Origin of the sequence: Candidatus Poriferisodalis sp. (genome assembly GCF_965215815.1) — a bacterium.
Lineage (GTDB): Bacteria > Actinomycetota > Acidimicrobiia > Acidimicrobiales > Poriferisodalaceae > Poriferisodalis.
Genome location: NZ_CBDCEO010000013.1, coordinates 566313 through 578623 on the forward strand (window position 1 = coordinate 566313; position 12311 = coordinate 578623).

The 12311-nt window shown below is 64.2% G+C and carries 11 protein-coding genes; 8 read left to right on the forward strand and 3 right to left on the reverse strand.

From position 1 onward, the window contains the following. The 5 genes from ACOOHB_RS12380 to ACOOHB_RS12400 all read left to right on the forward strand — a co-directional run bounded on the left by ACOOHB_RS12380 (nucleotide 1) and on the right by ACOOHB_RS12400 (nucleotide 4157). Nucleotides 1-642, forward strand: coding sequence for a hypothetical protein (locus ACOOHB_RS12380; RefSeq protein WP_420445146.1), 642 nt, complete (start codon nucleotides 1-3; stop codon nucleotides 640-642). Nucleotides 643-651: 9 nt separating this feature from the next. After that, nucleotides 652-1713, forward strand: coding sequence for an LLM class flavin-dependent oxidoreductase (locus ACOOHB_RS12385; protein ID WP_420445147.1), 1062 nt, complete (start codon nucleotides 652-654; stop codon nucleotides 1711-1713). Between the two features lie 89 nt (nucleotides 1714-1802). Beyond that, entirely contained in the window at nucleotides 1803-2027 is a 225-nt protein-coding gene (locus ACOOHB_RS12390) for a phenylacetaldoxime dehydratase family protein (RefSeq protein WP_420445148.1), read from the forward strand. Further along, nucleotides 2024-2827, forward strand: coding sequence for an IclR family transcriptional regulator (locus tag ACOOHB_RS12395; protein WP_420445149.1), 804 nt, complete (start codon nucleotides 2024-2026; stop codon nucleotides 2825-2827). The genes ACOOHB_RS12390 and ACOOHB_RS12395 overlap by 4 nt, the downstream gene beginning before the upstream one ends. A gap of 43 nt (nucleotides 2828-2870) precedes the next feature. After that, nucleotides 2871-4157 (forward strand): amino acid deaminase, encoded by a 1287-nt coding sequence (locus ACOOHB_RS12400; RefSeq protein WP_420445150.1) that lies wholly within the window; start codon nucleotides 2871-2873, stop codon nucleotides 4155-4157. Between the two features lie 50 nt (nucleotides 4158-4207). Here the strand turns inward: ACOOHB_RS12400 and ACOOHB_RS12405 are convergent, their stop codons facing one another. From ACOOHB_RS12405 to ACOOHB_RS12415, 3 genes are read right to left on the reverse strand one after another with little or no spacing between them, the layout of a single operon-like run. Next, on the reverse strand, nucleotides 4208-5689 hold the full coding sequence (locus tag ACOOHB_RS12405) for a M81 family metallopeptidase (RefSeq protein WP_420445151.1): 1482 nt from the start codon (nucleotides 5687-5689) through the stop codon (nucleotides 4208-4210). 32 nt (nucleotides 5690-5721) lie between these two features. Further along, complete coding sequence (locus tag ACOOHB_RS12410) at nucleotides 5722-7320, reverse strand: N-acyl-D-amino-acid deacylase family protein (protein ID WP_420445152.1); 1599 nt, start codon at nucleotides 7318-7320, stop codon at nucleotides 5722-5724. Between the two features lie 2 nt (nucleotides 7321-7322). Beyond that, a complete protein-coding gene (locus tag ACOOHB_RS12415; RefSeq protein WP_420445153.1) occupies nucleotides 7323-8276 on the reverse strand; it encodes a mannonate dehydratase in 954 nt (317 codons plus the stop codon). A 79-nt stretch (nucleotides 8277-8355) separates the two neighbouring features. Between ACOOHB_RS12415 and ACOOHB_RS12420 the strand changes: the two genes are divergently transcribed. The 3 genes from ACOOHB_RS12420 to ACOOHB_RS12430 all read left to right on the forward strand — a co-directional run bounded on the left by ACOOHB_RS12420 (nucleotide 8356) and on the right by ACOOHB_RS12430 (nucleotide 12304). Beyond that, nucleotides 8356-9213, forward strand: a complete 858-nt coding sequence (locus tag ACOOHB_RS12420; protein ID WP_420445154.1) for an SMP-30/gluconolactonase/LRE family protein — start codon at nucleotides 8356-8358, stop codon at nucleotides 9211-9213. Nucleotides 9214-9269: 56 nt separating this feature from the next. Continuing rightward, nucleotides 9270-10745 (forward strand): M81 family metallopeptidase, encoded by a 1476-nt coding sequence (locus tag ACOOHB_RS12425; RefSeq protein ID WP_420445155.1) that lies wholly within the window; start codon nucleotides 9270-9272, stop codon nucleotides 10743-10745. Between the two features lie 266 nt (nucleotides 10746-11011). Continuing rightward, nucleotides 11012-12304 carry an aspartate aminotransferase family protein gene (locus ACOOHB_RS12430; RefSeq protein ID WP_420445156.1) on the forward strand — a complete coding sequence of 431 codons (1293 nt, stop codon included), beginning with the start codon at nucleotides 11012-11014 and terminating at the stop codon, nucleotides 12302-12304. Nucleotides 12305-12311: the final 7 nt, after the last annotated feature.

A 12311-nucleotide genomic window follows, 5' to 3' on the forward strand; every position in this document is an offset into this window, starting at 1 on the left:
TTGTACGAACGTGCACGTGCGGGCCTTCTGGATGCCGCCGACGCGCTGGGAGTTCATCTCGATGCGGTCGTGCTCGTGGGAGCTCAAGCCGTCTATACGCACACCAGCGAGACCGAATTCGTTGTCGACGAGTACACGACCGATGCCGACCTCGGTCCCCACGGCAACAGCGTCGCTCACCGAGCAAAAGGCCTCGAAGCAGTGCTCATCGACCGGGGGCGAAGGATGATCGAGGCGCTCGATCCGAACGACGGTCGTTCCATTGAGATGAGTGTCGCCGGTCCAGGAGCACTCCTTGTTGCCAAGGTCCACAAGATTGCTAACCGATCCACGGTTCCCGACCGACTCAATGACAAGGACGCGTTGGATGTGCTGCGATTGCTGCAGAGCGTCTCAACTGACGACCTTTGCGCCCGGCTCGTCAGCTTGCGGCAGGACGATCTGAGCAAAGGCGTGACCGATGAAGCGATTGCGCAACTCGGCTCGCTCTTCGGCAGCACCGACAGCATCGGCGTTCGCATGGCAGTGAGCGCTGTCGGCATACTCGAAGATCCAGACTTCATCGCGTCGTCAATGGTGGCGCTCGTCGGCGATTTGCTCGACGAGCTGGCGGCACGGCCGCATCAAGGGGCGTCCAACTAGCGTCGCCGCATGGCTCAGACGCTCAGATTCGGGATCGTGCACGACTTCCGGTGCCCGCCGGGCAGTGACGTGACGATGCCGCAGGTGTACGCCGAAACGTTCGACCAAGTGGTGCTGGCCGAGCAGTTGGGCTTGGAGCTGTGCTGGTTCACCGAGCACCACTTCATGGAGGATGGCTACCTGCCCAACTTCGTGCCGGTGGCGGGCGCGGCCGCGGCGCTGACCACCACCATGCGGTTCTCCACCGACATTTGCCTCATGCCGTTCCGGGATCCGGTGCGGCTGGCCGAGGACCTTGCCGTGCTCGACAACATCTCTGGCGGACGCATGGAGATCGGTGTCGGCATGGGATATGCGGCGCACGAGTTCGCCGGCTTCGGTCTGCCGATCAGCCGGCGGGTGTCACTGACCGAGGAGGGGCTCGAGATACTGCGGCTGGCATGGTCCGGCGAGCCATTCAGCTACGAAGGCAAGCGATACAGCTACCAAGACGTGCGGGTGACGCCCGATCCGATGCAAGACGGCGGTCCCCCGCTGTGGATCGCAGCGACGAGCGAAGCCGGGGCGCTGAGGGCGGCCCGCTTCGACACGAATCTGCTGCCCCAAGGGCCGAAGTCGACCGTGCTCGAACCGTGGAAGCAGGCGCTGGCCGCTGACGGGCGCGACTCCGGCAACAAACGAGTCGGGATCATCCGCGGGGTGTACGTCACCGACGGGCGCGACCCCGCCGACGATCCGACCTGGGAGGCAATCGCCGCCGCAGAGCGCTACCGCCGGAATGTGTACATCGGCATCATCAAGGCGAGTGCCGACCACAAGTCCACTGCCGCGGAACGCTCGGCCCGGACCGGCCCACGTGTTCCCGATCCGCTGAACCCGCTGGTGTGGACCGCCGGCGATGCCGACCATTGCGTGGCCGAGCTGACCACGATGATGCGCGACCACGACGTGACCGATCTGGTCAGCTGGGGCGGCCCGCCAGGGCTCCCACCGTCAGTGATGAACGCCTCGCTGGAGCGCTTCGCAAACGACGTGGTGCCCCGCATCCGCAGAAACCTCAGCGTGGCTTGATCAGTCGTCCATGCAACGGGCGAGGCGACGCCTGATCAGATACTCGCCGCCGGATCCCCGCAAGCGCCGGGGACGATCTCGCTGCCGAGGTGGGCGATCCCCGGCCCGGCAATCTGTGCCTGATCCGCTCCGGCCAGGTATGGCACTACTGCGAGGAGCAGGAACGGTCGATGTACTTCGATGATGTCGGGCCGACCTGCGGTTGGGCTTCGGTATCGTCGGATGCCTACGAGTCGACTGAGCCGCTTTCTGGGCGAACGCTTCGAACCGGACTGCCAGGCAACGTTCACAAACTCGAGGAGCTCAGACGATGAACAAGAAGACGTCCTCGAAATCGGGCAGCACGACGTCGGATGGTTCATCGAACGCCTACCCCATTCGAGCGGTGGAACGAGTCTGCGACATCCTTGATCTCCTGCAGCGCTCACGCGACGGGGTCTCGCTCCCGGAAACCGCGGCGGTCACATCACTGCCGAAGAGTTCGGCATTTCGGTACCTGTCGGCGCTCGAGGCTCGGGGTTATGTCGAGCGCGATGAGGAATCCGCTGTGTACCGAATCGGGCTCGCCTTCCAACCGCACAACACACGTCAGCTCGAGGCATTCCTCTCGCAGGCCGGCGGTCCGCTTCAACGACTCCGCGACGACACCGGCGAAACCACGAACCTGGGAACGCTCAATGGTTCCGCAGTCGTCCACAATCTCGTCTTCGAGAGCAGCCAGATGATGCGCCTGGCGGCCCGCGCCGGTGAGCGCGCCCCGATTCACTCGACAGCCCTCGGCAAAGCGATAGCTGCCGAACTGCCCCAGGATCATGTTCTGGCGATCCTGAACGCGGTCGAGATGACGCCCTTCACCGACACCACGATCACGACACCCGAGGCCTACCTGTCCGCTCTCGAGACGGTTCGACAGCAGGGGTATGCGATCGACGACTGCGAGAACCAGGGCGACGGTCGATGCGTCGCGGTGGCACTCAGCGGAATGCCCTTCCCCTGCGGCATCAGCGTGAGCGCGCCGGCGCGACGGTTCACGATCGACATGGTGCCAACGGTCGTCAAGCAAATTCGCAGCGTCGGTGAGCGTCTCGTTCGTGACTTCCTCACTGAAGGCTGAGACAGCTCACCGAGGGCTGAGACAGCTCACCGAGGGTTGAGAAATGGCCATGGGCCCTGATTCGCAGGCCGTAGTCGCAGCGTCTTCCGACATCGCGCAGCCGTCGACGTCCAAATTAAAAGGGCTGCCGCTTGCCTCGGGCGCCACGACCGGGTGGTGTGTGTTCGACGCCGACGTGTCGTACCCGACCGTGTTGTTGTTCGAATCGGCGATCGATCACAACAGCAAGGCAATGACGGCCTTCTGCGAGCGCAACGACGTGTCTTTGGCACCCCACGGCAAGACGACGATGGCACCGTCAATCTTCCGTCGTCAGCTCAGCGATGGTGCCTGGGCGATCACCGCTGCGACGACGTGGCAAGCCAAGACCATGAGCGAGGCCGGGGTAAGCCGGGTCCTCATCGCCAACCAGGTCGTCGTCCCCGCCGAGATCGAATGGCTGGCGAGATCGCTGGATGAGGGTTTCGAGGTGTACTGCTATGTCGACTCCCTCGAGGGTGTCGACATCATGAATGAGACCCTGGCGCGCGTCCAGCCAGCCAGTCGGTTGCCAGTGCTGCTCGAATTGGGGATCACCGGAGGGCGCACCGGCGCACGCAGCATCGCCGACGGATTGCTTGTCGCCGCCGCCACCGAACAGTCCCCTCATCTGGCGCTCACTGGAACCTCCGGGTTCGAGGGGATTCTCGGACCGATGGACGATCGACCCGTCCGAGACGGGGTCGAAGAGTTCCTCGATCAGATCGTCGAGCTGACGCACGCGGTCGATGCCAAGGGTTGGTTCGAGCCGACGCCCGAAGTGATCGTCACCGCCGGTGGCAGTGCGTACTTCGATCAGGTCGTCGACCGTTTCTCACTCGTCGACATCGAGTCTCCCCATCGAGTGGTGCTCCGCAGCGGCTGTTACATCAGCCACGACGACGGTTCGTTGCACCAGGTTTCCCCCATGGGTGAGACTCCGCGCACCGGCAACGACGACCGCCTCGTGCCGGCGATCGAAGTCTGGGGTGCTGTGCTCTCCCGTCCTGAGCCCACCCGAGCCCTGGTGGGCATCGGCAAGCGCGACGCCTCGACCGATGGCCTGTTGCCGGTTCCGAAGAAGGTCCGTCGCCGCGGATCCACAGAGATCGAGACCGTGGCGCGTGCCCGGGTCGTCGAGATCAACGATCAACACGCCTATCTGGACCTCGAACCCACCGATCCTCTCGCAGTCGGAGACCTTGTCGGTTTCGGCATCTCGCATCCGTGCACCACATTCGACAAGTGGCGCGCGATCCCGATCGTCGACGACAACTATCGGGTCATCGAGATCGCCGAAACGCTGTTCTAACGGTCGAGCACAGCGCTGCCAGTACTGGGTGCAGTCAGTACCGGGCGCAGTCAGTACCGGGTGTCGGGCTCGTAGGGGAACATCGGTTGACGTCGATACGTGTAGTCGAGAACGCTGACATCGGCGCTCGTGCAGCCAGGGGTGTTCAGCTGGATCATCTCGGCTGCGATCGGTTCGTAAGCCGCACGCGGCGAGTGAACGCCTTTGGCGACGATGATCGGCTGCGCCAATGGGTCGAGGCCGGCGCTGATGAGTTCGGCTCGACTGGTGTTGCCCCGAGGATGTGACGTCAACAGCACCATGTGATCGTCCTGGGTGTGGACGAGCGCCCGGGGACCGGCGTCATAGAACCGGAAGCCGCCGTGAGTGGGTCCGGCATCCTCGAACTTCCCGTCATCGAGCATTCGAACGACCCCCCGAATAGCGACGGCGTCGCCATGGAGGTCATCGGTCTTGCCGCCCACGAGTAGTTCGACTGTGGCGCCGACACCAGCATCCGCACAGACGGCAACGGAAGCCGGATCGCACAACGAATGGAACAATCCGCCCACCTCGAGACGCTGCGCCGCTGCCAGGACATGGGTCGAATCACCTGGGCTGCCAGCGCCGACGTTGTCGCCAACGTCGAGGAGGACAACGGGGTGGGCATCTGCGGTTGCGGCGCGACGAAGTGCTTCGTCGACCGAGATCCCATCGCCTTCCAGTTCGGCGCGAACCTCCCAAGCGGCGCTAGCGAGTTCGCGGGCGATCTCGCCGGCAAGATCGGCATCGCCGTCGGTGACCGCCATGAAGGCCATTCCCATCTCTTCCACATCGGCGTACGGGAAGCCCTCGGCGATACTGACCGACAGAACGCCCGGTCGGGTCGCGGCCTGCGCCGCCATCTCGACGAGTTCGGCCATCGGCGAGTCGGTCGTCCCCTGGCGCAAGATGTTCACGGCCAATGGCGGCTTTTCGAGAGCCATGACCGGATGAATCTCGCCGCGAACGACGCGGAATGCCAGATCAGCGCACTCTCGAGCACGCAGACGTGGATCGAGATGCGGGTTGGTCATGTACGTGTTCACGACAGTGGCGCAGTCGACCATTCGCGCCGAGACGTTGGCATGCATGTCGTAGGTGACAGCGATCGGCACGTCGGCTCCGACGAGTCGCCGCACGCGCTCGAGGATTTCGCCGTCGGCGTCACGATGAATCTCGGATGCGGCGGCGCCGTGAAGCGCCAACAGAATTGCATCCCAGGGGCCGTTCTCATCGAGCGCGCTCAGCAGCCGCGCCGCGATGGCTTCCAACGCCTCAGCCGTGATCGTTCCCATCGGATTGAGGTCGAAATACACCAACGGCACGAGTTCCACATCTGCGTCCGCCGCCGCTGCCTCGATGAAGCCCGCCAGGGTGGCCTGTGATTCGGCGTACTTAGCGACGAGACCGTCACCGACGTCGGGTCCGCTGGCAAGGAACTGCTCGAGGGTCGCTGGCACCGGAGCGAACGTGTTCGATTCGTGGTGGAAGCCGAGGGTCGCGACGCGCATGAGTTTCCTTTTGTGTGAACAGAGTCGACCGGTCAGGCGATTGCGGGACGCGAGCCCCTTCGCAGGACCCGGCCAGGGCGATCGGTTCCGATGACTCCATGATCCAATACCACTGAGCCGCCGACAATTACCACGTCGATGCCAGTCGGCGGATCGGCGCTGCGGCCGAACTCGGAGTTGTCGATGACGGTGTCGGGGTCGAAGATCACGACATCGGCAACGGCCCCGACGGCGAGGGTCCCGCGGTCGGGCAGTCCCAGGCGCCGAGCCGGCTCGGCGGTCATCTTCCGCACCGCATCGCTCAGTTCGAGCACTTGCTTGTCGCGGGCGTACACACCCAAAACTCGAGGGAAGGTCCCGAAGTTGCGCGGATGCGGACAGGCCATGGGTTGGTGGAGCGGAATTGCATTGCCGTCCGAGCCGATGACCGACAGCGGATGAGCCAGGAACTTCTCGACGTCGTCCTCGCTGCGATAAAAGAGCACCACGGCCAGCTCGTTGCCGTACCGCTCGCACAGTTGCAGGGTCAGTTCGTACGGTTCGATCCCCTCGCTGGCCGAGAGCTCGTCGAGCGTCTTTGTGATGCCGTAGCCATCTGGACAGCTGCTCACGACGAAGCGGTCCCACAGCCACGGAATCCCGTCGAACCAGCCCTCAGCCATGTCGTCGAGGGCACGTTGGCGTTCTGCGGGGATCGCCAGCCGGGCACGCATCGCTTCGGTCCCGCCTGCGGGCAGCCAAGGCGGGAGGTACTGCGTCAGCGACGACGATGAGGCGTCGTAGGGATAGACGTCGAAGAAGATGTCGATGCCCTCCGTGCGGGCCTCGTCGAACATGGACAGGAGTTCGGCTCCGTGCCCCCAGCGTTCCGGGCGGTTGATCGCCAGATGACTGAACTCGACCGTCACGCCGGTCTGCCTGCCGATTTCGATCGCCTCAGCTACCGATGCGCGTTCGTCGGGTGCGATCGCTCGCGAATGTGTGGCATACAGCGCGCCGCGGGCGGCCAGGACTCGAGCCAGTGCTGCGACCTCATCGAAGTCGCCATACGAGCTGGGAACGAGGGTGAGCCCGGTGCTCATCCCGAAGGCTCCTTGCTCGAGTGCGCGATCGAGGTCGCGTTCCATCCGCCGCATTTCCGCTTCGGTGGCCGGTCGCTCGTCGACGCCCATCGCCGCCACGCGCAGCGTTCCGTGGCCGGCAAGCGGCGCGACGTTGATCGACAGACCCTGGTCGTGCAAGGCATCGGCATAGCCATCGAGATCGGTCCACCATGGCGTGACCGGTGCCGTGGCCGCAGCGAGGTGATCGGCGTGGAGGTGGAGTCGTTCGGGCTCGATCGGGAACGCTGCGAACGAGCAGTTGCCGACAACCTCGGTCGTCACGCCCTGGCGCAGCTTGCTCTCGCCGGTGCCGTCGGCAATGAGTGTGAGGTCGGAGTGTGTATGGATGTCGATGAAGCCCGGGCACACGACCCGTCTGCGGGCATCGATGGTTCGGACCGCCCCCGCATCGGCGTCGATGCTGCCGAGGGCGGTGATGCGACCACCTGCAATGCCGACGTCGCCGGGACGTGCCGGGGCGCCCGAACCGTCGATCAGCGTGGCATCGCGGATGATCAGATCGAACATGTTCAGATCTCGGTGGCATCCATGAGGCCACGGATGTACCCGAAGGCAAAGAGGCGACCGAGCATGGTGTAGCCCGGTTCGCCATCGCCCTCGCCAACCAGCTGGGGAACGTGGTCAGGTCGAATCGGACCATCGAACCCGACCTCGCGATATGCACGCATCGCTTCGAACATGTCGGTTTGGCCAGTGTCTTGCCACGTCTCGGTGAAGGACTCGGCGGTACCGGTGACATCACGGAAATGGACGTACGCGATATGGGTTCCGAGTTGCCTGATGGCAGCCGGAATATCGATGCCCATCTCGGAAAACGTGCCTTGGCAAAAGGCGATCGCATTGGACGGTGACGGGACCAAGCCGACCAGCCGCTCGAACCCTTCGACGCAATGCATGACGCGGTCGTTGCCCAGCAGCGACGGGAGCGGCGGATCATCGGGATGCATGGCCAGCACGACGCCTGCGTCCTCAGCCACAGGAATGATCTCAGTGAGGAACGCTTCGAGGTTTGTCCAGAGCTGCTCGCGGGTGGCCCCCGGCTCGAGTGAGGCCCGAAACGGGGGGCGGCCAGGGATTCGGGCGCTCTCGAGGTCGTCGAGGTCGAACGCGGTCACCTTGGCACCGCCCCGTTCGAGCGCATCGACGCTGGTGCGGATCCAGTCGGTTCCAGCCATGAAGTTGTAACAGATGAGCGGAACGCCGATGTCGCCGAGATGCCGGACGAGGGCCTTCATCTGGTCCATCTCGGTGCCGTCGTCGCTGCCGAGCTTGATGCGTTCGATCGGCAGGTATCCCTCGACGACCCCCAACCGCATTCCAAAGGACTCGATTCGGTCCTTGACCCCGTCGAGCAGGGTGAGGTCGGGTCCCAGATAGCGGGCGACGACCTCGTCCACGCCGCATTGGGCAGCCAAGGTCAAGTTCTCGTCCGAAAGCGGAGTCAATACCGAGGCAAGTCTCATCAGCCGAAGCTCACAATAGGTACACGAGGGGCACGGCCGCAGAAGGCTTGCCTCACCGCCCTCGCTCTAAGGTGGCCACATGACCCCCGACGTTGTCGTGGACTGTGCCTGCGACCTCGGGGAAGGGCCGACATGGGACGCTCGGGAGCAACGGTTGTTGTGGCTCGACATCGACGGCCAGGTTCTCCATCAATTGGACAGCTCGGGCCGTCATACCGCGATGGATCTCGATCAGCGTGTCAGCGTCATCGTGCCCGATGTCGAGGGTCAACTGGTCGCCGTCGCTGGCCTGACTGTGGCTCGGATCGACGAAATCGGCCGTGTCGGACCGGCGATTGCCACGCTGCCGCCGGACGGCGACGGGGTCGCAAACGACGGTCGATGCGATCCGATGGGACGCTTATGGGTCGGCACAGTCGACCGCTCCGACGAACCGAAGGCGGGACTCTTCTGTGTCGAGGCCGATGGGTCCCAGAGGCGGCTCCGAGGCGGCGTGGCCATGTCGAATGGCGTCGATTGGAGCCCCGACGGCCGCATCTGCTACTACGTCGATTCGCTCACCTACCGAGTCGACATCTTGTATCTCGACGCCGAGGGCCTGCCAATTCGGTCCGAAGCCCTGGTCGATGTCGACTCGATACCCGATGGACTCAGCATCGACGCCGAAGGCTGCGTCTGGGTGGCCCTCTGGGATGGCGGCGCCGTTCACCGGTACACGCCGCAGGGACAGCTCGATCGTGTGGTCGAGGTGCCCGGAGGCTTCATCACGAGCTGTGCCTTCGGGGGCACCGAGGGGACCACACTGTTCATCACGAGCGCTCGCAGCGGGCTCTCGGAGGCCGAACTGCGGTCCCAGCCACACGCAGGCGCCCTCTTCGGGCTCGATGTCGGCGTGTCGGGCCGCGGGTACACACCCTTCGGCGGTGTGGCTTCTTGAGCCGAGCTGGCAGACAATGAAAGCCTCACATCGGAGTTTCGGCTAGATATCCAGTCATGCGCATCGGGCTAATTCAGATCACTCAGGAAACGAGCAGCTTCAACCCGACGCTGACGACGCTCGCCGATTTCGAGTCGTTCGGGATCTACGAAGGGGCCGAGATCCTCGAGCGTCTGCACTCTGGCGGCCCCGTCGGCGGCTATCTCGATGCCATCGGGCGCTGCGGGGTCGAGGTCGAGACCGTTCCTATCATTCGCGGCAACACTCGATCGGGCGGTCGACTCTCGACGGAAGCGTTCGAGTTCTTCGACGCCAAGGTTCGAGATGGGCTCCGTGGCGCGGGCAAGCTCGACGGGCTGGTCATGCTGCTGCACGGAGCGGCTTCGGCGGAGCGGATCGACGACGTCGAAGGAGCCCTTCTTCGTACGGCACGCGGCGTCGTGGGGCCGTCACTTCCGCTGGCGTTGATGCTCGATCACCACGCCAACGTGACCCAAGAGATGATCGACCACGCCGACATCATCGTGGGATTCCGCACCCAACCACACGATCAGTTCGAGACCGCCCGTGACTTGACCTTGCACGGGGTGCGGCTCTTCGCCGGCGAGATCACCCCCGTGGTGGCGTGGCGCAAGCTGCGCATGCTCACCCACCAAGAGCAATACCTCACCTCGCGCGGCCCGATGAAGATCCTGTTCGACCGAGCCAGGGAGATGGAGCGTGACCCGCGGGTGTTGGCCGTGTCGCCGTTCCCCATGCAGTGCTGGCTCGATGCCGACGAAGGCGGGTGGGCGATCATTGTCGTGACCGACGACGATCAGCCGCTGGCCGAGTCGCTCGCCGATGAGCTGGCCGAGCTGGCTTGGTCGATGAGGACCGAATTTCAACGCACGGAGAGCCGGCCGGTCGACCAAGCCGTCGTCGATGCCGACGCAGCGGAGGGGGGGCCAGTCATCCTCAGCGACACCGGCGACTCGGTGTTGGGCGGTTCTGGGGGCGACAGCACGGTCATTCTCGAGGCGATCTTGCGGCTCGGCATTCGGGGACGCGCACTCGTTCCGATGATCGACCCTGTCTCGGCCCGTCGACTGTCACGGGCTGGCGTCAATGCAACGGTGACGGTTGCGTTGGGCGGTCGCTCGACCCCCTTCTTCACGCCGCTCGAGGTGACCGGTGTCGTACGGGCCGTCTCCGACGGCATCGTCGAATTGAGCGGCCATGCGCAGAGTCGGATCGACATGGGACACACGGTGGCCTTCGAAGTCGGCCCGGTGACACTGTTGGTGAGCGAATTTGCCGGTGTCGCGGGCATCGATCCGGCGGTGTATCGCCACCTGGGTGTGGAACCGGCGGAATATCAGATGGTCGTCATGAAGACCGCGTCCAACTTCCAGCACATGGCCCCGCTCACAACGACGATCATTCGCGTTGCCACACCCGGCCCGACGCAGTCCGACATCGCAGCTCTGCCGTGGCAGCGAGTTCCACGACCGATCTTTCCGATGGAAGCACTGACGTCCTGGCGCGGCTGAGCCGATCGCGTCGCAACTGCATGTGGTCATGGGTGTGGGCGTCGACGGATCCCGGCGCGACCACCAGCCTGCAGCGCCCGCTTGCTACTCGCCCACGAGGGACGCTGGTTTCAGAGTGTGGAATCTGTGTTGCAGTGATTGATATGGTGTATCTCGACACGCTCAGTCGCGCGCTCGCTTTGCTACCGACTCGACAGCGTCGCGTGTGAGTCGACGATCCCCATCTCGGGCGAGACCTGAATCGCTCATCGCAACAAAGGTGGAAGATGACAACCGAGGCCATTCCCTGCTACGACCAGAGCCGACAAGAGCACGCTCGGCGCCAGAAGGTGATCGCTGGGGGCGTCAACTCGAATGTTCGTCTGCACGGTGCGCCCGTGCCGCTCACGATGGTCTGCGGCGACGGAGCGCTGCTGTGGGATGTCGATGACAACGTCTATATCGACTATGCGGCCGGAATGGGACCCATGATCCTCGGCCACAACCACCCGGCGGTGACCGCCGCTGTGCAGCAGTCACTCTCGACTGGCCAGCTCTTCGCTGGGCAACACCCGCTCGAAGCCGAATTCGGCGAGACCCTCGTCGGCGTGCTGCCTTGGATCGAGAGCATCCGGATGGGCATGAGCGGGACAGAGATGGATCTGTTGGCCGTCCGAATCGCCAGGGCAGCGACCGGCCGTCACAAAGTTGTGCGCTTCACCGGCCACTACCACGGTTGGCTCGATCCGCTCTTCGTCGACATGACCGTCACCGCTCCGCCGATGGAGGCCGTGCCGCTCACAGCGGGTCAGTCGGTCTCGGCTGCGACCGACGTGATCTTGTGTGAGTGGAACGACATCGCACAGGTGGCGCAGGCCCTCGAGTCCGGCCATGTCGCTTGTGTCCTGATGGAGCCGGTGATGTGCAACACCGGGCTGATCCCACCGACGCCGGGCTATCTCGAAGGTGTCAAGACGTTGTGCCGACAGCACGGAGCGCTGTTCATCGTCGACGAGGTGATCACCGGATTCCGCCTGGGACTCTGCGGTGCCCAAGGCTTCTACGGAATTCACGGAGACATCTCGATCTATGCCAAAGCGATCGCGTCTGGGTTCCCGCTCGCCGTGCTCGGCACCAGCACCGACCTGCTGGCCGGTGTCGGTCGTGGAAAGATCAATCACTCGGGCACCTACAACACGGGTGTCTCCTCGGTGGCGGCCGGCATCGCCACGCTCCGGTTTCTGATCGACAGCGACCCGTACCCAGAGATGGATCGCCTCACTTGTCGTCTTGTCGATGGCCTGCGCCAGCTCGATCGCGAACTCGGTGTCGGGCTCGCCGTCGATCACATCGGTGGTTCTCTGTGCCAGACCCGTTTCGGGAAAGCTGGGGCTGTGGCGTCGCGCGCGGACTTCGCGGCCAACTCCGACGATGCGCTTGGGGCGCGCTTCCTCGCGTGCCTCCAGGACCTCGGAGTGAGACCGACGAGTCGGGGCTTGTGGTTCGTGTCGGCCGCACATGACGACGCCCTGATTGACCAGACCCTCGCAGCTGCCCGTCAAGCCCTGAGCCGATTGTAGCTTCGAC